At 46.4% G+C, this 23,373-nt stretch carries 20 protein-coding genes; 7 read left to right on the forward strand and 13 right to left on the reverse strand.

Annotated features, from left to right (window positions below):
• Positions 1-29: 29 nt before the first annotated feature.
• Entirely contained in the window at positions 30-1,901 is a 1,872-nt protein-coding gene (locus tag BK127_RS26155; protein WP_076234475.1) for an exo-alpha-sialidase, read from the forward strand.
• A gap of 38 nt (positions 1,902-1,939) precedes the next feature.
• Entirely contained in the window at positions 1,940-5,467 is a 3,528-nt protein-coding gene (locus BK127_RS26160; RefSeq protein ID WP_076234476.1) for an Ig-like domain-containing protein, read from the forward strand.
• A gap of 236 nt (positions 5,468-5,703) precedes the next feature.
• Here BK127_RS26160 and BK127_RS26165 read toward each other — a convergent pair whose 3' ends face one another.
• From BK127_RS26165 to BK127_RS26225, 13 genes are all read right to left on the reverse strand, one after another.
• A complete protein-coding gene (locus BK127_RS26165; protein ID WP_076234477.1) occupies positions 5,704-7,224 on the reverse strand; it encodes a sensor histidine kinase in 1,521 nt (506 codons plus the stop codon).
• Entirely contained in the window at positions 7,205-7,894 is a 690-nt protein-coding gene (locus BK127_RS26170; protein ID WP_076234478.1) for a response regulator transcription factor, read from the reverse strand. The genes BK127_RS26165 and BK127_RS26170 overlap by 20 nt, the downstream gene beginning before the upstream one ends.
• A 174-nt stretch (positions 7,895-8,068) precedes the next feature.
• Complete coding sequence (locus BK127_RS26175; RefSeq protein ID WP_144026560.1) at positions 8,069-9,067, reverse strand: hypothetical protein; 999 nt, start codon at positions 9,065-9,067, stop codon at positions 8,069-8,071.
• A gap of 289 nt (positions 9,068-9,356) precedes the next feature.
• Positions 9,357-10,187, reverse strand: a complete 831-nt coding sequence (locus tag BK127_RS26180) for a metallophosphoesterase family protein (protein WP_076234480.1) — start codon at positions 10,185-10,187, stop codon at positions 9,357-9,359.
• Between the two features lie 49 nt (positions 10,188-10,236).
• The gene (locus BK127_RS26185) at positions 10,237-11,283 is read right to left on the reverse strand and encodes an ABC transporter ATP-binding protein (RefSeq protein WP_076234481.1); all 1,047 of its coding nucleotides are present in this window, start codon (positions 11,281-11,283) and stop codon (positions 10,237-10,239) included.
• 1 nt (position 11,284) lies between these two features.
• Positions 11,285-12,145: an ABC transporter permease gene (locus BK127_RS26190; protein WP_083689593.1), complete on the reverse strand. Its 861-nt coding sequence runs from the start codon at positions 12,143-12,145 to the stop codon at positions 11,285-11,287.
• Positions 12,142-12,984, reverse strand: a complete 843-nt coding sequence (locus BK127_RS26195) for an ABC transporter permease (RefSeq protein ID WP_076234482.1) — start codon at positions 12,982-12,984, stop codon at positions 12,142-12,144. Before BK127_RS26195 ends, BK127_RS26190 begins: the two co-directional genes overlap by 4 nt.
• A complete protein-coding gene (locus BK127_RS26200) occupies positions 12,971-14,212 on the reverse strand; it encodes an extracellular solute-binding protein (RefSeq protein WP_076234483.1) in 1,242 nt (413 codons plus the stop codon). The genes BK127_RS26195 and BK127_RS26200 overlap by 14 nt, the downstream gene beginning before the upstream one ends.
• A 128-nt stretch (positions 14,213-14,340) precedes the next feature.
• The gene (locus BK127_RS26205; protein WP_076234484.1) at positions 14,341-15,069 is read right to left on the reverse strand and encodes a GntR family transcriptional regulator; all 729 of its coding nucleotides are present in this window, start codon (positions 15,067-15,069) and stop codon (positions 14,341-14,343) included.
• A 206-nt stretch (positions 15,070-15,275) separates the two neighbouring features.
• Complete coding sequence (locus BK127_RS26210) at positions 15,276-16,295, reverse strand: DUF3829 domain-containing protein (protein WP_076234485.1); 1,020 nt, start codon at positions 16,293-16,295, stop codon at positions 15,276-15,278.
• A gap of 31 nt (positions 16,296-16,326) precedes the next feature.
• Complete coding sequence (locus tag BK127_RS26215) at positions 16,327-17,346, reverse strand: YiiG family protein (RefSeq protein ID WP_076234486.1); 1,020 nt, start codon at positions 17,344-17,346, stop codon at positions 16,327-16,329.
• A gap of 592 nt (positions 17,347-17,938) precedes the next feature.
• Positions 17,939-18,829 carry a DMT family transporter gene (locus tag BK127_RS26220; protein WP_076234675.1) on the reverse strand — a complete coding sequence of 297 codons (891 nt, stop codon included), beginning with the start codon at positions 18,827-18,829 and terminating at the stop codon, positions 17,939-17,941.
• Positions 18,830-18,843: 14 nt separating this feature from the next.
• Positions 18,844-19,332: an HPP family protein gene (locus BK127_RS26225; protein ID WP_256711460.1), complete on the reverse strand. Its 489-nt coding sequence runs from the start codon at positions 19,330-19,332 to the stop codon at positions 18,844-18,846.
• Between the two features lie 195 nt (positions 19,333-19,527).
• On the opposite strand from BK127_RS26225, the gene BK127_RS26230 reads away from it, so the two are divergent.
• The 5 genes from BK127_RS26230 to BK127_RS26250 all read left to right on the forward strand — a co-directional run bounded on the left by BK127_RS26230 (position 19,528) and on the right by BK127_RS26250 (position 23,341).
• Entirely contained in the window at positions 19,528-20,496 is a 969-nt protein-coding gene (locus tag BK127_RS26230) for a GntR family transcriptional regulator (protein WP_076234488.1), read from the forward strand.
• A gap of 173 nt (positions 20,497-20,669) precedes the next feature.
• The gene (locus tag BK127_RS26235; RefSeq protein ID WP_076234678.1) at positions 20,670-21,299 is read left to right on the forward strand and encodes a bifunctional transcriptional activator/DNA repair enzyme AdaA; all 630 of its coding nucleotides are present in this window, start codon (positions 20,670-20,672) and stop codon (positions 21,297-21,299) included.
• Positions 21,250-21,798, forward strand: coding sequence for a methylated-DNA--[protein]-cysteine S-methyltransferase (locus tag BK127_RS26240; RefSeq protein WP_076234489.1), 549 nt, complete (start codon positions 21,250-21,252; stop codon positions 21,796-21,798). The genes BK127_RS26235 and BK127_RS26240 overlap by 50 nt, the downstream gene beginning before the upstream one ends.
• Positions 21,791-22,504: a 2OG-Fe(II) oxygenase gene (locus BK127_RS26245; protein WP_076234490.1), complete on the forward strand. Its 714-nt coding sequence runs from the start codon at positions 21,791-21,793 to the stop codon at positions 22,502-22,504. Before BK127_RS26240 ends, BK127_RS26245 begins: the two co-directional genes overlap by 8 nt.
• Positions 22,505-22,522: 18 nt before the next feature.
• A complete protein-coding gene (locus BK127_RS26250) occupies positions 22,523-23,341 on the forward strand; it encodes an SPL family radical SAM protein (protein WP_076234491.1) in 819 nt (272 codons plus the stop codon).
• Positions 23,342-23,373: the final 32 nt, after the last annotated feature.

The raw sequence follows: 23,373 nt of genomic DNA on the forward strand, positions 1-23,373 counted from the left end.
AACCTTTGAATGAAAGGAAGTTCAGCACAATGAAATGTAAACAGCGTTTTGTTCTCATGCTATGTTTTATGATGACTTTCAGCCTGATGATGTCCGCAATTGCATCTGCTGCTCCAACCGATCCCCTGCAAGGGATCACCAGAACGCAAATTTTCCCAGCTTCCAGCCCCATTGCAACCGAACATAACCATGGTTCCTCCATTGTAGAGCTGCATGATGGCACTTTGTTTATGGTTTTTTTTAGTGGCGACGGTGAAAGAGACGGTGATACCACCAAGATCATGGGAGCGAGGTCCAAAGATGGTGGGAAGACCTGGACGCCTCCTTTTGATGTGTATGATACTCACGATTTTCCTGATATTAATCCTGTCGTCTATGTGGACCAGCAGTCAAGACTATGGCTATTTTATAACGTCGTGCTCAATGGTCAATGGGTATCTGCACAGCCTAAATATATGTATGCCGATATTGGCAGCTATGAGTATACGAACCGCTCGGGAGGAAATCCCAAGTGGCATTATCCACAGACGATTTATATGAATGTTGGGGATGCCATGTCAGGAAAAGGCTCCTATTCAAATGGGCAGTGGACTTACAGGGTCAAAGGCTCAGAAATCAAATCATTAAGTCCGAGCCAGGTTACAGCAGCTACCTACCTGGATCCATCCAAATATGTCGAGGTTACCTCGTGGTTTAACTCAAGTGATAAACGGTATGTGACAGACAGCTTTGTCGTCTCTATGAAACGGAAATATGAACAATATATTCAATATTTGCGGACGAATAAGCCTTATGATGATGTGTACACAGGAAGAACCCAGGAAATTATTAACTCGCTGCAAAATGGGATTTATACAGTATCAGGTGCAACCTATTCCAAATACGAGCCCCCTATTATCCAAAAATCGATTGAGCGCGCTTCCGGTGCAGATAATGATATTAGCCCCTGGAATCCGACCTACAGCAGACTTGGCTGGGAAACCAAAAACAAACCTATCGAAATTCAATACAATAATAAAACCCGATTGATACTTCCGTTATATTCCGATTCTTTGTCCAATTCCGTTGTTGTGTATACGGATGATCGCGGAGAAACCTGGCAAATAAGCGATGCTATCGTGGGGTCAGGTACCATTCAAGGATCGTTGATTCAGTTAAAAAATGATCATATTCGCGCCTATTTTAGAAGCGGTAAGCTCGATGGCAAAAACGGGCGGCTTGCCTGGCATACTACTTATTCAGAATCCAAAGACGGTGGAGCTACCTGGGGAGTGCCTGTTGTAGATCCATATCTGAAAAACGATGGAGGCTTCGAAGTGGCCAAGCTTCCGAATGGCGACTGGCTGGCAGCTACCAATCAAGAAACGAAGCGGGATGCTCAGCAAAGCGGTCATAGAAGCACCTACAGCTTGCTGCTGTCCAAGGATGAAGGACAGAGCTGGAAGTCCATCCTGATGGAATCTGACCCTACGACGAATGAAACCTACCAATATCCGGGAGTATTAGTCGACAAATTGGGCAATGCATTAATGACCTACTCACTGAGCTCGTCTTCTCCGAAGTTTGAGGTTATGGGTTTCGCAAGAACAGAAGCCCCTGAGATCGAGAAATTGTTTGGTTCCGTCATCAATGCTACCTATGGGGCACAACAGCCTGTGATCAATAATAAGCTGAACCTTCCCGTAGTCGGTAATTCCAAGCAGTTGACCTTTACTTTAACTGTGGATGGCGATGTTAAAACAGATGGTGGAATGACATGGAGCTCAGATGATACCTCTGTTGCAACAATAGACAGCGCAGGTAACGTAATCGCCAAGAAAACAGGCACGGCACTGATTACCGTTGTAAGCAGAAAATATGGAACTATCTATAAATGTCTCGTATCCGTTGGGACCTTATGACCCATTTCTGTGAAGTTAATTTCAAAGGGGTAATGATAATGAATAGAAGAATTACGCTGTTTTCACTACTTGTTGTATGTTTCATGCTAGCTGTAACAAGTATTCCCGTATATGCGGCTAATGCCGGCGTTCTGAAGGTTGAAGATGTGGTTACCAACATTTTCGATCCCGTGAAAGATAGTGGCGATACCGGCGATCATGTTCATGGCTCCAGTATTGTGGAACTGCCCAATGGAGAGCTGCTTTCGGTATGGTTTCAAGGCAACGGTGAGCGGGATGCGACAACGACAAGAATTATGGGAGCCCGATCATTGGATGGTGGGAAAACGTGGAAAACTCCGTTTGTCGTGGAGGATGCACAAGGGATAGCTGATATTAATCCTGTTGTTTATATGGATTCCGGAGATCGGCTGTGGTTCTTTTGGTACCCTGTGCTCGCAGGCAAATGGTCGACCTCACAAACCCGATATGCGTATGCCGAAAAAGGAAGTTATGAGTATGATCAAATCGGTAACAAGAAGCCGGTATGGACTTTTTCCGAAGTGATTAATGTAAAAATAGGGATGAATATTGGGGATGTGGTTAATCCGAATAGCCCCGATGATTATATCAGTCCCCGATTGCAAAAAGGGTTCGTCAACACGCTAAAGGCAAAATTTGAAGAGCAAAAAGCATACATTTTTAAGCCCATTGAACAAGGCGGAGCCGGTGTAAGTCAAAGGGTGAAGGGTGCCGAGTTCGATGCGCTTGTAACAGAAGTGATGCAATTGTCTGGTGGGGACCCGAACAAATATTTATATGCTCCAACCGTGGCCGATTCGATCTGGAAAGGTCGCTCAGGATATCCTCTCGCCCGCCGTATTGGCTGGCAAACCAAGGATAAGCCTTATGTGATTCCACTTGATGGAGGCAAGGTGCGTATGATCTTGCCGTTATACTCCGATACCATGGAGACCAGCATCATGGCGATCACGGAATATAATCCCGCTCAACCGCTGGAGGACAATTCTATTCACTGGGAATTTAGCGAGCCCATTGTAGGCGTCGCCAACATTCAGGCTACGATGGCCCAAAGAAAGGACGGAACCTTGGTAGCCTATATGAGAGATAATGGTCCGCGACCTTATCGAGTATTGTATGCGGAATCCAAGGATGGCGGGTTTACTTGGACCATTGCCAAAGATGTCGCCGAGCTGCAGGACCCAGGCGTTGGCCACGATTTGCTTCAGCTGAAAAACGGCAATTGGGTGTTTGTCCATGTGGATACGGAATCAACCAGAAACACATTGGCTGTAGCGCTATCCGATGATGAAGGTAAAACCTGGAAATACAGAAGACATCTGGTTATCGATACGAGAGCGAATTTAGGAAGCTATCATTATCCTGCGGTGACACAAGGTAAGAATGGAGATATCCTCGTTACGTTTAGCCGTTTTTTTACGGGAGATGATCGTAACGCTTCAGGAGAATCCTTAGCTTCTTACAAAAATATTGTGTTCTCCAGATTGACCGAGGACTGGATTAAGCAAGGCGATTGGACAAATCCGGCTAACAAGCTTGTTCGCGAGTATGAGAGCATCGACCGTGACATTGCCGTCCCTGCCTCATTCAACATCAATACCGCTTCGGATAGTGCGATCAAGGCTATTCTGCCTTCCACTATTAAAGCATACCTGACTTACGAGAAAGGTGCAGCGAATGCCACATTGCCTTATGTAGACCTGCCTGTTAATTGGGACCTGAATGCAGTAAAAACGAATTATAAGTTAAACACGTATATTAGTAATAATTTAAATGGCACGGTAGATGAAACCCGATTGCCTGCAGGAATTACAAGTGAGATGCTGCCCGTCTTTAAACCTTCACTAAAAGCGTATTTCTACAATGATAGCTCAGCCGTCGCAGCAACTGGCGTGTCATTGGATAATAATACGATTAGCTTGGTGAAAAGCCAATCTGCCATAGTGAAGGCTACCGTATCTCCAAGCAACGCAAGTAACAAAACCGTACTGTGGAGTACCAGCGATGCTAATGTCGCTACGGTCAGTAATGGAATCGTAACGGCTTCAGGCAAAGGGACGGCTGTTATTACAGCGCAAACACTGGATGGCGGCTTGAAGGCAATAGCTACCGTAGAAGTTAAGATTGCCGCAGCAACCATCAACTTGGACCCGAGCGAGCTCAGCTTATTTGCTGGACAGACAGCTGTATTGAAGGCTACCGTATCTCCTGACGACACAAGCTCCAAAACCTTGGTATGGAGTACCAGTGATCCCAATGTCGCTACGGTTAACGACGGAACTGTGACAGCCGTGAACAAAGGAAATGCCATTATTACGGTACAAACAGTTGATGGCGCTATAAAGGCAACCGCTATCGTAGAAGTTAAAATCGCGGCAGTAAAAATTTCCTTAGACCCAAGTGAAATCAGCTTATTTGCTGGACAGTCAGCTGTATTGAAGGCTACCGTATCTCCTGGCGATTCAAGCTCTACATCTTTGATCTGGGATACAAGCGACGCCAATGTCGCAACGGTTAGCGATGGAATCGTAACGGCTGTAGGCAAAGGATCCGCCGTTATTACGGTACAGACACTGGATGGCAGCATCAAGGCAACAGCTGCCGTAGAAGTTAAAATCGCGGCAGCAAAAGTCTCCTTGGACCCAAGTGAGCTTAACCTACTTGCAGGCCAAACAGCTGTCTTGAAGGCTACCATATCTCCTGACGATACAAGCTCTAAAGCCTTAGTCTGGAGCACCAGCGATGCCTCTGTCGCTACGGTTAGCGACGACGGAACTGTGACAGCCGTTAACAGAGGAAATGCCATTATTACAGCCGCGGCACAGGATGGTAGTCTGGCAGCGGGTACAGCTGTTGTAACCGTGCGGTATCGCAGCAACAGCAGCAGTGGCAGCAGTGGCAGTGGTAGTAGTCCGAGCGGAACCACTGTTGTAACCACGCCAACGGATACCCCAGCAGATGAAACCAAGCAGCCTGACCCAACTGCAAACCAACAGCCTATTTTCAAAGATTTGATCGGCTATTCATGGGCGCAAGAAGCCATCCAAGCTCTAGCAAGCAAAGGGATTGTGAATGGAACCTCGGATCAAACCTTCGATCCAGGCAAAAACATTTCGAGGGCCGATATCTTGACGATGCTGGTAAGAGCATTGGGTTTAAAAGCAGCGTTTACCTCCAACTTTGATGATGTCAAAAAAGACGATTATTTCTATGAAGCACTGGGGATATCGAAAGCTCTCGGGATTACAAACGGGGTTGGCGACAATAAATATCTTCCGAGTGAGGCTATTAGCAGACAAGATTTGATGGTACTTATTGCAAGAGCTTTAAACACGACTCAACATGTAATTGCAAAAGGAACGATCAACGATTTGCAAGCTTTTACAGATGCTTCAAGTATTGCCGATTATGCGGTCGAGAGTATCGCTTCGCTTGTAAAAGCAGGGATTATCGAAGGCAGCGACAATATGATTAATCCTAACGGCAAAGCAACAAGGGCAGAGGTGGCTGCCATTATATTTAGAATCCTGAATCATCTCAAATAACACTTATAGAGGTAGTTCAAAAAGTCCCCTTTGATCACGAGGTCTCACTGGAAGCCTACTCGGCATCGAATCTTGCATTCAGGATCGAAGTGCGGTGCTCATTTAGGTTTGCCTAAACTCTGCTCCTCCTTCTTCACCTTCTTGCAACATTCTCGGTGCTGAAAGGCGACATTTTGAACTCTTACTTATATTGCAGGGGCCGTCTTCAGAACAATCTGGAGACGGCCCCTTATTTATTACGAAGCCCGAGGAAGCAGGAGCTGAAACGTCGTTCCCTGCGATGAGCTGTCCTTGAGGATCAGCTTACCGTCCATCGCAGTCGCCAGCATCTGACTTATCGTAAGCCCTAGGCCCAAACCGCGCACTGCAAGCTTTTTGTTAGATCCTCGGTAGTATCGTTCATAAATGTTGACTTGCTCGTCGGCCGGTATGCCAGAACCGTTATCCGCTACCTGAACCTCATACATCACGCTCGAATATTCCTGTAAGGAGACCGAAATGATACAATGCCCTTTGGCTGCTTGCCAGCTGTTATTTAGCAGATTAACAATAATTTGTTGAATACGTCCGGCATCACCACGGGAAATCAGCTCACGATTGGGTATATCGAACCGTATTTCCAGATCGTCTTCTTGGTGGATCAGGCTCCATTGATATACGATTTCTCCCAACAGCTTGCCCAGATCGATGGCTTCCGATTGATTACGTACATGACCGGATGCAAAAGCATTGAAATCCAGCAAGTCCGATACCATCCGTTCCAAGCGCTGCGTTTCTTTTAGCGAAATATCGAGAAATTCATCGGCCTCGTCTGCGGTTACGACTTGATCTTGAATCGCACGCAATAAACCTCGTATCGAGGTAACCGGTGTTCTCAGCTCATGAGTTACCCCGGCCAGCAGCTCTGTGCGCAAATGCTCCAATTGCTCCAGCCTTGCAGCCATAGCATTAAAGTAGACCAGAAGCTCATGAATCTCCTGCTCCTTGACGTTGTCCTGCAGCATCAACGTGTAATTGCCCGATTGGATTTGTTTAAATGCATTCACAACCGCATATATGGGTTGTGATAATTTACGCAGCAGCAAATAAAGGATGAGCCAGCCGAGCAATCCTGATATGAGGAGCAGAGAGGTGATCAATCCATACTGCTGGCTAATATCGGTTAGCTCTATCTTGGCATAAGAAACGGCGATCGATCCAATAACCGAATTCGATCTGTAGATAGGGGTAACAATCGTATATTGGTTGCCGATATTGCTCACAATGACCCGGTCTGCAAGTGGCGGTGGAGATGGAAAAGCCGGATCAGCTCCAGAAGCTCCTGGCATATTGTTCGGGGTGTTTGAGGGTGCAGCCAGTTGCCCCGTATTAGGCATGGGGGGTGGGGGCGGCGGATTCCCGCCTTCTTGAGCGGGTGGTCCCGCATCGAGAGGTGCAGATTTATAGAACAATGCACTGCCCGATTGGTTGAATACCGTTAAACCGAATTGTCCGGGAAGCTTGTATTTTCTTTGGTTCAGATCAATCCACTTATAGAACTGCTCGGGTATGACAATTTGCCCGTTATCGCTTGTAACATAATCCGCTGCCTGTTGTGAAAAGTTCTGGATATTGTCCAATCGACTGGTCAGAGCTTCATGCTGAAGCCACAAAACCGATGCGACTCCAATGATGAGCAAACCGATAAATAAAGTCAGAACATAACGCAGCGTCCAGTATCGGAGCAGCGTGCTTCGTTTAGGTTGTCTGGTTGGCATAGAACTGGTACCCCGTTCCCCGCAGTGTCCGAATTTCACCTTCTTCCGGAGACATATGAAGCAGCGCCTGCCGCAGACGTTTGATGGCGTGATCCACCGCGCGGTCGCTCCCCTCGTAGTCTATCCCCCATACCCGTTCGATGAGCTGCTCACGACTAAAGATTTGGTTCGGATGCTCCGCTAGAAAAAGCAGCACCGCCAAGTCCTTGGGCGTCAGTGACAAGCTTACTCCGTTCAAATAGACAGTTCGCGACTTGAAATGGATTCTCAGACTGCCGTAATGCTTCTGATCCTCTGCAATCAAGGCATGTGAAGGTCTGCGCAGCACAGCGTGGATTCTGGCTACGACTTCTTCCGGCTCAAACGGCTTCGTCATATAATCGTCGGCTCCGCTGTTCAACCCGGCAAGGCGATCACCTATGTCTCCTCTGGCCGTTAACATAATGACAGGGCAAGCGTTACGGCTTCGTACCTCGCGAAGTACCTCCCATCCGTCCATTCCCGGCAGCATCACATCCAGTAAGATCAGTACAGGCTGAACGGTTCCAAGCTGATCGACTGCCTCATCGCCCCGACTGAAGACGACACAATCATAACCTGCCTTTTTTATATAAGCAGACAGCACCCGAGAAATGGCGGGCTCATCTTCCACAATCATGATGGTTTTCATAGCAAGACTCCTTCTACCGTGAGAGTCATGAAGCAACTCTGTCTTTGAATATTTTAACACAAAAGGCCGATTGCAAGAGCTATAAATCGCAGCTTATTGACATTATGGAATAAGGTTCATGTCATCAATGATGGCAAGAACCTTATTCCATATCCAAGTTTTCTTATTTCACAACTATTGAATGGTAATAGCTGATATACTTCCATTTGTTGTGAAATCTTTGGTGTACGATAAAGTAGCGGTTGCCGTTATTTTACCATTCGGTCCCATTACGGTGATCGTTGGATTTGAAGAATAGCCTGATCCCGGATTCGTAATCGTCACACCGGTCACAACACCGTCTGTTACATTAACCGTTGCCGTCGCTTGAGTCTTTGGCCATGTTCCGCCATTTCTACCGTTATAGCGATAATAGTTGGATACCTCATCCAATCGCTCATTGGTAATCCCATAGGGGGCCAGTACTTTAAGTAAGGCTGCCTTGTTTCGTTGAGCTTCATCGTCAGTTGGACCCCTATCCAATCCAGCAGGTGTCACGCCGCTGAATGCTTCTCTGAACACCTCTGTAGGAACCCCAAGAGCCGCAGCTATAAGCACAACCGGTCTACCTTTGTCCTGTGGATCTGTACTAAATCCCCCAGATATAACGACTGAATTCGCAGCTTGTTCAGGATTACTGCCACCAACTACAGGAGCTGGCTTATTTCCGCCAGCCGGGTCTGCTGGACCCTGTGTTCCTGGTGCTTCACCACGCTCTGGACGTGGGGCTGGCTTCTCCATGCCAGGCTCAGCCGGTATATTATTTGGTTTGTTGGATGTATGACCTTTACCTTTGGGACGTGGAGGCGGTGTCAGTCCAAGCTCGTGAACTTTATCTCGATCCTTGTCGCCGATAGCTTTTACGATGTCCTTTAATTCCAAACCTTCCGTATTTATAGCCAAATCTGCTGCGGTCTTCAGGATTGCTTCGGATTGGCCAGCCAACTGCTGCTGATAGGCTTCCAGAGCCTCATTGTTAGTCGGGGAAGCACCTTCTTGGTGATGAGCGGAAGGCGGTGGCGGTGGTGGTGTAGACGCATTATCGGCATTATCCTTGGCTACTACCACGGCCCCACAAAAAATCGTCAGAGCCAGTGAGCTGATGAGTCCTATACTAATCATTGATTTTTTCATTGAATTCGCTCCTCTTTTTTTGAAATTGTTTCTTACAACTTCAATATAAAGGGCTAATGTGGCAGCAAGATGGTAGAAACCACACAATCGCATATATTTTATAAGAAAACCTCTATCGAGGCCTTTCAAAGATGAGCGACCGCGGTTCAGAGGTAGGTTTTCTTGAAACATAAGAATATTCAGCTCTGCTGAAAACTTAGAAATTCTGATATTATAATTGGCAAAAAACATGCATTGCTGCATGTCTTCTCATTTTATTATGGTTCTGAATACACACCCTGCATGGAAATCAGTTATCGCTGAATACAACGCGTAAATACCCGTCTGCTTCTTCACCATATGCCTCCAGCACAGGAGTCAAGCCAGGTATCTTCGTAATAAAAAGTTCAATATGATCGGCTAAATCGGTCTGGTCAATCGTAATCAGCTCAATGTAAATCTCTTTTTCATTAAGCTCAACTCTCCGATAAGCAGGGACATCCAGGCAGGCCGCGGTCTGAATAAAATACCACCCCTCCTGCTGCACGATCGAATTCACATGGTTATGTCCACAAAAATAGAAGCCGGGACCTTGTTTCTTATTCAGGACCTCTATCATATTCACTTGCGGATCAATCGACATCTTTTCCTCGGTTGATCGCGCAGTTGTGCCATATACGGGATGGTGAGCGAACACAAGCACAGGTTTATTTCCTGACTCTTCGAGCTTGGCTTGCAGCCACTCCAGCTGTTCCGCATCTATTTCTCCGCCCCAATCATCCCGGTTCATTTCTTTCGTCGTGTCCAGAAAAAGCAGCAGAGCCTCTTCACTATCAATGGCATGGTATCGCTGCTGCTTGGTAATCGCCACAACCTCAGCTTTGGGCAGCAAATAAGTGTCATGGTTGCCAAGTACATGGATAAGGCTGCGTCCATCGTTGTTAATCCGATTGAAAACATAGTCAAACTCTTCTGGCATTCCTTCATGCGTTAGGTCACCTATGGAAATATGGAACTGTGAATCCTCTCGTACGAAATGTTCGAGTATGTCCGCATATACCTTATCTCTGGCCTCCAGCATTTCCACAGTACCATTTTCCATGAAACAATAATGCAAGTCACCCATCACATTCAATCGCATACATATCAAACCTCCTCTAATACAAGGTATACATCAGCTAGAAGTACCTCTATAAGTCAAACCAATAAGACTTCACTTGAGGGATCTTCACGAAACAAGGACCTGCTTGAAGAAAAGCATCATCATCAACAAATATCGGTTGGCCTTCAATCTCTACCATATAACGGTAATATGAGCCCATAAACAGATGATGGCAAATTACGCCTTCCATTACATAATACTCATCCTGCCCCCATACCTGCTGCTTGCTTTCTCCTGCCTGTTGGGCCTGTCGTGCCTTGTGTTCGTGCTGCTCCGCATCAACGATTGGTTCAATCCTCGCTTCGCCAGAGCGAATGACGACTTTTTGCACCCTGCCTTGATGATACAGCGAAAGCGTGTGACTTTCACCTAGAAATTGAGCCGTAAAATAAGTCGAGGGCTGCCGGTAAATCTCCTCCGGTGTTCCCGCTTGCTCTACCCGACCCTCGTTCATCACAATAACGTAGTCTGCCATGGATAAGGCTTCTTCCTGATCATGAGTGACATAGACCGCTGTAATGCCAAAAGATTGCTGAATGCTCCGTATGCCGACCCGAAGCCTCTGACGAACCTTCGCATCCAGGTTGGATAACGGTTCATCCAGCAACAGCACCTCAGGCTGAACCACCAGAGCCCGGGCCAAAGCAATTCGCTGCTGCTGTCCACCGGAATATTGCTGCGGATACCTGGCAGCCACGTCCGACGTATCGATCTCTACCCTCTCCAGCACCTCACGCACCCGGGTTTCGCGATCCTGCTTGGTTACCTTTTGCAGCTTAAGACCGTAGGCGACATTATCGAAAACGCTCATATGCGGCCAAAGGGCATAATGCTGGAAAACCATGGCCGCCTTCCTCTGCTGAGGTGTAGTATGGGTCACATCTCGGGAGCCAAATAAAATACGGCCCTCATCTGCCGATAGGAATCCGGCAAGCGTCCTTAATAGCGTCGTTTTCCCACAACCGCTTGGTCCAACAATAGCCGTTAATCCCCCAACAGGCAGCTGCAGGTTGATGTCAGTAATCCCCCTCTTTTTACCGTACCGCTTATTCAAGCCTTGAATGGTAATGCCCATCTTAAACCCTCCCGAATGCAGCCAAATATTCTGAACGCATAAACCGCTGTAGAACAAACAACAACACGATTCCCGGCACCATCAGCAGCACCGAAGTTACTGATGCCACCTGCATCTCGTAGCCATTCGCAGCATTATACATGAAGACAGGCATCGTAATATGAAAAGGCGCGCCAATTAACAAGCTGCCCGTAAATTCGTCCAACGAATACAAAAAAACCAATAAGGAGCCCGCGATGATTCCTGGAGCCGCCATCGGCAGCACCACATGAAAAAACGTGTACACTTTTCCGCCACCCAGCATATAGGAGGCCTCTTCCATCGATTCTGCAACAGATTGGAATACGGATACCAATGTCCATACGGAAAATACGATCGCACCGACCAGATGAATCAGAATCAGACCGGACAGCGTACCAACAAGATCATAACGATACATAATAACCATCGCATTCGTGAACACCGGAAGCTGAGGAAACGCCTGCGGAAGTAAAAACAGCAATAGGATGAAATGCTTTAACGGAAGCCGATTACGAGCAATCAGATACGATAACGGTACGGTTAGCACCAGACAGATCAAGGTGACGCTAATTGCAATAACAAAGCTTAAGCCCAGCGAGGAGAGCATTTTACCCTCGAATACTTGGTGCCAATATTTGAAGCCCCAAGCGCTCGGGAACGGGTGAGGCCAGAACCACTTTTCTGCGACTGACCATAGAATAAGGCTGGATAGAGGACCAAAAATGAAAAATATCGACACCGCATAAATCAACAGACGGCGTGTCATACGGGCAAAAGGCGCTTTTCGGTCTGTCAGACCCAGCGAACCGTTAGAAGCCGCTACCGAAATGGATTTGTTCATTTCTTCGACAACCCCTTTAAATAATAAATGGCAGCTCCCATAGAAGCCACGTAGGTAAGGACACCTATTGCATTCGCCAATCCGTAATTATGCTGATAGACGCTTTGATGGTACAAATCCATCATCAGCATTTGCTGGCCCCCCGCGTTGCCCAGCATCGCAGGTATCGAAAAGCAGCCGAGCATGGAGGTAAAGGTCAGCACCGCCATAACTCCGATACTGCTCTTATTCATCGGTACGAGAAAATGCCAGATCAGCCTAAGCTTGCCTGCTCCCATTCCTTTAGCTGCTTCCAGCATGCCTTCATTTACGGAGCGAAAGCCGCCAAGCACTAAAAGCAATGCCAAACCAAGGTTTTTCCAAACCAAAGCGGCGATGAGACCCAGCGTAGTAAAAGCAAAGGATGGCAGCATATCCGGATTAAACAAGCCTGTTACTGCAATCGCTGAATTGAGCGTACCATGCGGCGCCAGAAATACACGCATCGCATGCCCGACAACAACGAACGGGACAAATAATGGAATTTTGAATATAAATTCCAGTACAGGATAGGCACCCAATCGCAAAAAGCCGCCGATCATCGCAGAAATTCCGATTAATAAAGCAAGACTCGCCAGACAAACCCATAAGGTAAATACCAAATCGCCGCCATATAAGGTGAAAGCCTCGACATAATTGGCAAATGTCCAGACATCTTCCTGTGAGCGCAAGCTGGAAATGAAGGAAAGCACAAACGGATATACAAAAAGCAGCGCGACAACGGCAATAGCAGGAGTGGCGAGTCCCACTCCTGCTGTTTTATGCCAGAAGACAAGGGAAGGAGAATTAGTTTTTCTCATATGCGGTTTTCAGATGATCAAAGTAAGTGTTTATCGGGAACGACTGGCCTCGCTTGTTCAGGTCATCTGCTGTAATATCCTTGAACAGTTTTTTCTTGCCCGCTTCACTCACCTTTGGAAGTATGGCGGATGCGTCAATACCCGGGTACCAGCTATTTTTCTCCACGATGACTTTGGTTTGAATCTCAGGGGAAGTCAGCAGATCGGCATACAGGATAGCCGCCTCTTTATTTTTAGCATTTTTGGGAATAACCACGTACATCGGTTGGCCAGGCATGCCGGGATCGACGATTTTCAGACCATAATTGGGATTCATACGGCCTTCATCCACCCAGAGGTTGAACATATCCACCCACACGGGTCCCATATCGATTTCGCCGCGGTTCAGCATATCCAGTGTCCCATTATTACCATTCGTATAGGTAACAGGAAGTGCTTTAAGCTCTTTCATAATAGCTGGCCACTTTTGCTCCAATGCTGCATCGAATGGGCCTTGACTCAATGCTTTGTAATCGCCTGATTTCCAGTATGTATAAGCGGTGGCAAAAGCAACTCCGCTAGCCCCGTTTTGGATGCCGTTATATCCGAAACGTTTGGGATTCGCTTTGATCCACGCGGTAAGCTCTTCAAAATTAGCAGGGAATTGTTTGACTTTATCGGGGTTGTAGGCAAAGGCAACCTGACTGTGGAACAGCGGAATGACATAACCCTCCACATTGGTGCCCAGGCTGTTCTTGCTATCGGGGGAAACTACGAATTCCTTGTTGGCTGATTGCGGCACCCATTTCTCCAAAAGATTATTATCGATTAATTGCTGCATGCCGCTTTGATGTACAATCGCGAGATCGATATCCCACTCCGTCTTCCCGGCATCTTTTTGCGCCTTTAATTTCTCGAATATTTTTTGGGTTCCGCCATCTCCTGCTCCTGAATTGACAACGCGAACCTGAGAACCGGAATATTTCTTTTGAAACTCGCCGACTACATTTTTTTCCTGCAGATCGGTCATGTTCGTATCGCCGGCTGTTGCCAGATTGATTTCATATTTCTTCGGTGCAGCCGCAGCAGGAGCTGCTGTATTCGTTCCATTCGTGACAGCAGGAGTACCACTCGGAGCCGTATTCGTTCCATTAGCAGGAGTGCCAGTTGCAGTAGTATTCGATCCGCAGCCTGCCGTCACGATCGCCGTGAACGTCAGTGCGCACAGCACGTTCATTATTTTCTTCATATTCCCCACCCTTTTCGGATTATTGAAGCTGCTGTCTAGACATCTTCAATTCTTATTATAGGGAGGACTTGTTAACGGTATGTCATCTTTATACGAAGAAATTATTAAGATCACGGCTATGGCTATCGTTATCTTCGTCGGTTCACCCAGAACTGAAACACATCATTGCGAAAATAATCATACGAAAATAGTACAGGCATATGCTGCTGGTCGTAATGGAGCTGCTTCATCATCAGCACCGTTGTGTCCGGTTTCACTTGCAGCTTGCGGCATACCGGATCGGTATGATGAGGAACGACCAGCTCCGTATGGGTTCCTGTTAATCGAATTCCGCATTCTGCTTCCAGAAATCGCAGCAAGGAGCCTGTAAGAGGAGTCTTTTGAAAAGCCTGCTCCACTAAGGCAAGCGGCATAATATTAATATTATGGGCAACCGGCTCATCATTGGCCGTACGGGTCCGCTCATTAATGATCACAGGACTACCTGCTGGAATTTTCAACAAAGAAGCCCATTCCTCCTTGCAAGGCTCCGTCCGAATAAACTGCTCCAGCTGACCTTCCACCAATCCCGCTGAGCGGATAATTTCCTCGGTCGAGCTGAATCGGTCGATACTGCTTGCAATGGAGCTTAAAGGCTGCCTCACAAAGCGCCCAACGCCTTTTCGCACATCGAGCTTGCCTTCCTGCTCCAGCTGCTTCATCGCAGAGCGAACCGTTTCCCGGCTCACCTGGAACTGCTGGGCTAGCTCTATCTCTGCAGGCAGACGATCTCCTACCTTAAGCTCCCCACTCTTCATCAGCTTATCGAGACTTTCCTTGATTATGATATAGTGACTGACCTTTGCCTGTTTGGCCATAACTGTTTCATCCTATCTCTGCTGTGGATTGACCTTATTCTTGCTTCTATTCTACAATGCTTCTATTCTACAATGCTTCTATTCTACAATGCTTCTATTCTACAAGATTACCGAAAAAAGACAACGACCGCCTCCCCCTTATGGAGAAGCAGTCGCTGTAGCAAAGCCTTTTATGGTAGTCTTCTGGGCAATAAATCTCGGATTATTTACTTAATCTTCATATAATCGGACCATGCCTCTTTTAGCTTTTTACTGTAATTTTCCGGTGTTCCGTCTTTATTTTGCTTCGTAAATTTGCTTTTGGATGAGCTCAAGTCATTCCTGGCTTCCTCGGCTCTAGCCAATAAGTCGGTAGCTGACGCCTTAAGCTGTATGATCCTGGATTTATATACCTCGACAGGGGTGAAGTTGGTATTCAACCCCTCCTTCTTGATCCGTTCCGTATCCTTTACATATTCCAGAAACTGATTCATATCTGCGACCAGCAAGCTGTACTTATCTTTAATGGGACCTTCATTTAATGCCTTCATATTGTTTGAAGTGATGCCTTGACGGTTGAGCTCGTCTTGAATCTCCCCGGCTTTTAACATAAAGCTTAAAGCATACAATCGGATCATATAATCCTTTTGCTTGAAGCTATCCAGATCACCTTGCAATTTCTGAGCTCGCTTGGCTTCAAATGCAGTAATAAACTGATCGAGCTGCGGCTTCATTTGAGCGGTTTGTTCATGGATCGTTTGATGCAAGATCCTGCCCTTGACAAAATCATCATCGACGTATGATTTTAACTTGTAATAGGTGTTGGCTTCTTCCAAGGTCGCGATAAGCGCCTTGAACTTCGGATTCAATTCCTTGACAGTCTGGTCCACTTCATCCATAGCAGGCTGCCTGGAGGCGTAGTCGAAGCTTTCGTCCAGCTCCTTTTTATTCATCGTATCCACAAGGATACCCATATAGAGGTTATCGTTTTTCTTAACCTTGAATACGTCGGCCTCGCCAAACTTTGCCGTGTAGGCATCCAATGATTCCTGCAGCTTACCTGTCAAAAACATATCCAAATTCGTATACGCCGCATATTTCTGTTCAGGTGTCACTGCCGGCTGCTTGGTCGATTTCTCAGCAATCTCCGGCCTCTCCTCTGATTGCAGGCTCGATGCAGCATTGAATACTGTTTTGAGTTTGCCGCAGGAAGTCAAAAGAGCACATAACAGGATACCCATCATCATTATAAAGACACTTTTTCTAAGCATAGCTTCCTCACTTTGTCGTTTGAAGACCGATCATCGTATTGTAAGAACTGGTTAAATTGGAAACCTTTTTGCTGTATTCCTTCAATGGAACCTTCTTGCCCCCGGTGGTCACTTTACCTTTGGTCGTGCTGTTGATCGTCGTATCCTTCTTTTCGAGGATTTCCTTCAAATCCGTAGCCGCGACCTTGACTTGCTCCACGTTAAGCGTAAACACAGGCGTAATGGATATTTTCTCCTTTTTAATCCTGTCCTGATCTTTGGAATATTCCATGAATTTGTTAATATGTTCGGTCAACTGATTGTATTTCTCTATGTAAACATTCACATCCAGATCCAAAATATTGTCGTCGTCAATATCGGCTGCATAAAATACCTTTTGAATTTCTTGAGATTTTAACACAATACTCATCGCATGGTATCGAATTAATTGATCCTCTTTCTTTAACGCCTCTAAATCCTCCTGCTTCTTTTGAGCAGTAATGACAACAAATTCAGCAAAAAACGTATCGGCCAGGTCAGTGAATTCCCCATACTGCGCCACGATTTGGCGATGCAATTCTTTGCCCTTGGCAAATTGATCGTCGGAGTAAGATTTGGCCTTATAGTAGCTTTGCGCTTCATCCATCGTAACCAGCAATTGCTTCATTTTGGGAGCCAGTGCTTTAACGGAATCATCGGTAGCTTGATAAGCAGGCTTTTGGGAGGCATAATTTAATGCTTTATCCAAGTCATCCTGATGCCCTTTGAGAACGGGAAAGGTGTTAAATCCATTAAAATTTTTCTTGATGACGATTTCCTCGTCCACGCCAAACTCTTTGAAATAACTGGTGAACATATTATCCAGCCATTGGGTTATATAGTTGCTTAAAGCTATGTACGAATTGTATTTTTCCGTATCCTTGACCTCATTTGCTGTGCTCATGGAACCCGCTGCCTCTTTGACACCTTTCATGAGCTTGCCACCGCAAGAGCTTAATACAATGGCTAGTAGTACACACATCGATAATACCATTAACTTTTTTCTCAAAACCAACTGCCTCCAACCCTCATATTTCGACCCGAATATTTTTTCATGATAGCAGCCATTGCTGACCCGCCTAAACACGTAGGCCTTATCATAATTTTTTTTGTTTAATTTTGTCAACTATTCAACTTTTGCCATCATTTAACCAAACCAAGGACCTTTTTCCCATTTTATTTCAACCATTTTATCTAATAAGCGTTCCTATTCGGGAAGATCGAAGTCCAAACTTACTTTTCCGGGAGTTAAATAATTTCGGCAGTCGAACCTGATTGAATTCCTTATAATCCTTGCTCTGGGATCGTCTCCAGCCCTTATGATTGACACCCTTATGTAAGCATCTGCCTGTAACCGATCGTGCTTTTTGTTTCCACCCTGTTATTCATGGCTTCGATATACGTGGGCAGTGATCCGTTCCAGCAAGTCCCTAAAAAATAGTTCTTATTTCACAAAGATTCTGGACCTTAATGGAGTCCAAACACGTCTATAAATAGTCATATCGGCACAAAAAATAACCTCCAGCTTCAATTACATTACCGGAAGTTATCTCTGTTATTTCTTCATCAGCGTAGGGAACTAGATTGTTCGGTCCCAAGCTTTATTCTCGATTCGTTTCCTTGCCATAACGTACGAATATCCACACTCCCAGCAAAATGAACAGACCTGCGCCCAACTGAAAAAGTGTCAGCTTCTCATTAAGCAGCAGCCAAGCCAATACCGAAGCGACAACCGGCTCACCCAGAATCGCCATGGATACGGCTGAAGCATTCATATATTTTAACAACCAGTTGAATAAATAATGGCCAAATAGCGTTGGAATCAAAGCCAGCAATATAAATAAGCCCCATTCACTCTGAGCATATCCCCCGAATGAAAAATCATTGAAGACGTTATACAACGCAATCAAGCTCGCGGCAAAAGCAAACACCCAAAAGTTGTACACATAAGCACTGATATGCTCTCGTAACTGCTTGCCCAACAGCATATGCATGGATATCGCGATCACACTTAAAAAGGACAGCATATCTCCATACAAAGCAGCTCCAGATAAACGCAAATCCCCGATCCCAATGGCAAATGATCCGGCAAGAGCAATCCCCATTCCGATGATCATCGCCCGATTGGCATGCAAACGAAAGAAATAAAAGGAGCCGAGCATGACCACAATCGGCTGAAGAGTCAAAATAACGGTAGAGCTGGCTACAGTTGTAAAACGGAGCGAGCCCATCCACAATAAAAAGTGCAAACCTAATGCAGCGCCCGCTACCACTAGCAAACCCCATTGTCGGAGAGTAAGGCGGGCAATTTCCTGTTTGTATTTCCATATAAACGGGAGCAGCATCAAATTGGCCAAATACAGCCGATACATGGCGATGACGGACACCTCAGCTTGGGACCACTTGATAAAAATGGCGGAAAACGAGATAGCCACTATACCCGCAATAAAAAGTACTTCCAGCGTATATCCGTTTCTTATCGAAGGTTTCAACTTCACTTTCCTTTCTACCACCAGAATCTAGGATAGGCCCGTTGTCGGCTCAGGTTATTCACGATGAGCGCGATCAAGACGATCACAATCGAACCGACAAGCACGGGTGAGACAATAAATGACCAAGTGCTTCCGCTCATCATGACCACAAGTGGATCAGCACCCGCTGGAGGATGTGTAGTTCGTGTAAGCATCATCAAGCTGATAGCCAAGCCAACGCCTAGTGCCATAGCCGTAATGCCGTGTCCCAAAAATTGGTTGACCGTTAATCCTGTCACCGTGGAGATAAGATGTCCTCCGATAATATTTCTCGGCTGCGACAATGGTGAATCCCACAGACCGAATGCGAGAACACAGCTCGCACCAAAGGGTGCCATGATCCAAAGACCGACATTCATATCTGTTAACCATGCCAGAGCTGCTATCGTCAAGCTCCCCCCGACAAATCCCATTATGACGTTACGTATGTGAATAACAAGTGGCGAATGGCCCTCCCCCTTCATTTTTCGCAAAAAAATCAGTAAGCTTCCCATCTCCATAACCTCAGCTTTCATCGAATTATATAATAACCACTTAACTGTGTAACTTTAGTATCTAAAATACTTGATTTATGATAAGATTGTCAATAAGAGGTTGAAAAAAAGTGATGGGTTGTGTAGTGTCAAATTAATGGATTTTGGTGAAACGGGGTTGTATACGTGGATTATCCTATAAAATTAACAATCGATCCGACTGTGGCATTGGAAGCGAATATACAGGTAAAAGAACAGCTCAAATGGTTAATTGGCATCGGTCATATTTCCCCTGGAGAGCTGCTGCCCTCGACTAATGTGCTCGCTGCTCAGCTTGGACTCAATCGAAATACGATTAATTGGGTCTATCATCATCTCCAGGAAGAAGGAATTGTTTCGATGCACAAAGGCCGCGGCACGCTTGTGCTGGATAATCCACAGACAGACGAGCTGCGGCGCAGCAGAATGCTCATGCATGAATTACTTGAGCGTACAATCGAAGAGGTACGGCTCAAATCGATCAACGCCGAAGCGTTTTTCACGGCCTCCCTTGCTTACGGATTAATGCAGATATCGGAACAGACTACAGCCAGGAAGCTCCTGTTTGTAGAGTGTAAGGAGCATGACCATCCTTTTTACAGCAATGAGATCAGACGGGTAACAGGAGCCGAGGTGAAAACCATCTTTCTGGAGGATATCGAATCATCTGATACCATTCTTACGGATGCACTGGAGTTTTCGGCTATGGTCGTAACGACTCTTAACCATCACGATCAGGTCAAACGACTGCTCACTGGAAAGGAGGTCAAGCTGTGTATCATTGGGGCTCAGGTCGAAACCTCTACATTTCTCGAAATTGCAAGATTAGTAGAGGGTAGTCCTGTTACTTTTGTTTGCCTTGGAAAAGCCGGAGGCCAATGGATGGCGAAGCGCGTTCATGAAGCGGGACTTCATTCCATTAAGCCCTACGCTGTTGGCATTCATGATCATGCACAGCTGCTTGCATGCCTGGAGAACTCAGAGCACACCTATGCTTCTGCCGCCGTATACAGCAAGGTTAGAGAGTTGGCCCCAGATAAGGTAAGACGATTTCCCATGCTGCTGGAAAAAAGCAGCGAAACGCTGCTCATCGATTTTTCCCAACCAACCAAATAACTAGCCAACTATGTATTTTGATATGAGTTTCGTTATCTTGCTGTTACATTCCGTAAAACGTACAAACGTTCCTTTTTGGGGTTATACTGTGTGTATGGAGGTGAACAAATTTGGTGAAGCCTATACAGCAGAATGCGGAGCTGTCTTCCCGCAGCAGCAACGATCCAGTAACGATGCCAAACCCAGAAGCATTAACAGAGGAAATGTGGCAAGCCATCCTTACCAACGATGCGTCTTATGACGGCCAATTTTTTTACGCGGTAACAACGACAGGCATTTTTTGCCGACCTTCCTGCAAGTCCAGACCACCTAATAAAAAAAATGTCGGTTATTTTCGAACTTCCCAGCAAGCGGTGTCCGCCAAATTTCGACCATGCAAACGATGCAAGCCAACCGGCCAGCGCTTGCCTGATGACGAATGGGTCGCTCTGGTGACCGAATACATCGATACAAACTATGCTGAGGCTTTATCGCTGGAAATTCTGGCTGTTATCTGTCACGGCAGTCCCTACCATATGCATCGAACATTCAAGAGAGTCAAGGGGATAACGCCCGTTGAATACATCCAGCAAGTTCGAATAAATCAAGCCAAGGAGAAGCTGATTTCTTCGAATAAGCCCGTTGGTGAAGTCGGCGTGGACGTTGGCCTGTCCAATACGCCATATTTTATAACGCTGTTCAAAAAGAAAACCGGTCATACTCCGGCAAGCTACCGCCAATTGCAGCAACATAACATGAAGGAGGCATTTGAAAATGGTAAACAGCACGAATTCACCACTTTATTGGACCATAATCACACATGAGGATTGGAGCATGCACATTGCAGCTACATCTGAAGGTCTATGTTTTGTTGGCTCACAGAATCATCCCTTTGAAGAATTATCGGTTTGGGCCCACGCTCGTTTTCCGGGAAGCACATTAATTCGTGATGATGAGAGGCTGCTGCCTTATGTAGAAGAGCTCATCGAATATTTGAACGGAGCACGCAAAAACTTTGCGATGCCCCGCGATTATCGTGGAACGCCTTTTCAAATGGCTGTTTGGGATGCACTCTGCAGCATTCCTTATGGACAAACCAAATCGTATTCGGATATTGCTCAGCAGATCCAAAGACCTGCCGCAGTTCGCGCAGTCGGCGCTGCGATTGGCGCCAATCCCGTTCTGATTACCGTTCCGTGTCACCGCGTAATCGGTAAAGGCGGGGCTTTAACCGGATATCGTGGAGGTATGGACATGAAAACGAAGCTGCTGCAATTGGAGCAGGATGGTATGCGGGCTGAAGAAGGCTTACAGCATGCCTGATGATCTCGCTGAACGCGCAGCAGGTCTGGATTGGCAGACACTCCAGCAATCGTTGGATGAGCACGGATATGTCAAGCTTCCCGCACTGTTAAATCAATCGGAATGCCAGGAAATTATCGACACCTATGAGGTGCAGGACCACTTTCGCAGCACCATTGATATGGCCAGGTACCGTTTTGGGATCGGGGAATACAAATATTACGGTGCCCCGCTCCCCACTTTACTGCAGCAGCTGCGTGAGGGCTTGTACCCACAGCTTGCTCAAACAGCCAATCGCTGGCTTGGACTGCTGGGTGATACGGCTGCATATCCGGTAACGCTAACGGAATTTTTGGATCGATGCCATGCAGAGGGACAGACCCGTTCAACCCCATTGATTTTGAAATATGAAGCAGGTGGATACAATTGTCTGCATCAGGATTTGTATGGGAGTGTGTTCTTTCCCTTTCAGGCCGTGTTTGCCCTGAATCAACGAGAAAAAGATTATACAGGCGGGGAGTTTCTATTGGTAGAGCAGCGTCCACGGGCACAGAGCCGAGGTCACGTCATCACGCTGGAGCAGGGAGAAGCACTGATTTTCCCCACCCAGCATCGTCCGGTATCAGGAACACGAGGTTATTATAGAACCACGCTGCGGCATGGAGTCAGCACGGTTAAATCAGGAACAAGATTCAGTCTGGGGATCATTTTTCATGATGCCAAATAAATGGTTTGGAGTATGCTTATGAAAACCGAATACTTATACAAACATCCAAAAACGCTGCTGAACAAAGGGACTGGTTTTCTTGCAGGCTATAGCCATTCACTCAATCCCTATACGGGCTGTACCTTTGGCTGCTCTTACTGCTACGTTCGGCAAATGCCGGTCTCTACCTTTCGCGGCGCTGAGTGGGGAACGTGGGTCGATATCAAGCAAGGGGCAGCCAATGTTTTTCAAAAAGAGCTGGTAAGAGCCAAAAACAAAGGACCGGTCACCATCTTCATGTCATCGAGTACGGATCCTTATCAGCCCATTGAGCATAAAGAACAAATAACCCGATCTTTATTGGAAGTCATGGTCAGTGAACCACCCGACTTTGTGTTCGTACAAACTCGGAGTCCCTTGGTTCGTAGAGATATAGATCTTTTGCTGCGTCTTGGCGAGAAGGTCCGTGTCAGTATGACCATAGAAACGGATCTGGAGGATATCCGTAAATATTTTTCCCCTGATGCCCCGCCTATTGCCGCCCGATTAAAGACGCTACAGCTATTGGCTGACGCGGGAGTACCAACACAAGCCACTATCGCTCCCATGCTGCCGAGCAGTGAAGCATTTCCACAGCTGCTGAAGCCATTGGTGGATCGCGTCTGTCTGGACGATTATTTTATGGGAGACGGCAGCGGCGGAAAGCGAACACGGAATTTAGGCATTCAGGCCAAGTATGAACAAATCGGTATGGAGGAATGGTATGGCCCAGCAGCCTATCAAATTGTCTATGATCGATTGAAGCAGGTTTTTCCCGAGGATCAGATTTATGTAAGCCAGAAGGGCTTTGAGCCTTAATATATAGGAACGAGCTTATGATTACGCTGTTA

It is taken from the genome of Paenibacillus sp. FSL H7-0331 (genome assembly GCF_001956045.1).

Bases quoted from the DNA above. Each gene is read 5' to 3' on its own strand.
- BK127_RS26185 (WP_076234481.1), bottom strand. From the start codon at position 11,283: ATGGGCATTACCATTCAAGGCTTGAATAAGCGGTACGGTAAAAAGAGG.
- BK127_RS26235 (WP_076234678.1), top strand. From the start codon at position 20,670: ATGCCAAACCCAGAAGCATTAACAGAGGAAATGTGGCAAGCCATCCTT.
- BK127_RS26225 (WP_256711460.1), bottom strand. From the start codon at position 19,332: ATGAAGGGGGAGGGCCATTCGCCACTTGTTATTCACATACGTAACGTC.
- BK127_RS26180 (WP_076234480.1), bottom strand. From the start codon at position 10,187: ATGCGATTGAATGTGATGGGTGACTTGCATTATTGTTTCATGGAAAAT.
- BK127_RS26190 (WP_083689593.1), bottom strand. From the start codon at position 12,145: ATGAACAAATCCATTTCGGTAGCGGCTTCTAACGGTTCGCTGGGTCTG.
- BK127_RS26155 (WP_076234475.1), top strand. From the start codon at position 30: ATGAAATGTAAACAGCGTTTTGTTCTCATGCTATGTTTTATGATGACT.
- BK127_RS26195 (WP_076234482.1), bottom strand. From the start codon at position 12,984: ATGAGAAAAACTAATTCTCCTTCCCTTGTCTTCTGGCATAAAACAGCA.
- BK127_RS26205 (WP_076234484.1), bottom strand. From the start codon at position 15,069: ATGGCCAAACAGGCAAAGGTCAGTCACTATATCATAATCAAGGAAAGT.
- BK127_RS26245 (WP_076234490.1), top strand. From the start codon at position 21,791: ATGCCTGATGATCTCGCTGAACGCGCAGCAGGTCTGGATTGGCAGACA.
- BK127_RS26200 (WP_076234483.1), bottom strand. From the start codon at position 14,212: ATGAAGAAAATAATGAACGTGCTGTGCGCACTGACGTTCACGGCGATC.
- BK127_RS26170 (WP_076234478.1), bottom strand. From the start codon at position 7,894: ATGAAAACCATCATGATTGTGGAAGATGAGCCCGCCATTTCTCGGGTG.
- BK127_RS26240 (WP_076234489.1), top strand. From the start codon at position 21,250: ATGGTAAACAGCACGAATTCACCACTTTATTGGACCATAATCACACAT.
- BK127_RS26160 (WP_076234476.1), top strand. From the start codon at position 1,940: ATGAATAGAAGAATTACGCTGTTTTCACTACTTGTTGTATGTTTCATG.
- BK127_RS26165 (WP_076234477.1), bottom strand. From the start codon at position 7,224: ATGCCAACCAGACAACCTAAACGAAGCACGCTGCTCCGATACTGGACG.
- BK127_RS26175 (WP_144026560.1), bottom strand. From the start codon at position 9,067: ATGAAAAAATCAATGATTAGTATAGGACTCATCAGCTCACTGGCTCTG.
- BK127_RS26210 (WP_076234485.1), bottom strand. From the start codon at position 16,295: ATGATGATGGGTATCCTGTTATGTGCTCTTTTGACTTCCTGCGGCAAA.
- BK127_RS26250 (WP_076234491.1), top strand. From the start codon at position 22,523: ATGAAAACCGAATACTTATACAAACATCCAAAAACGCTGCTGAACAAA.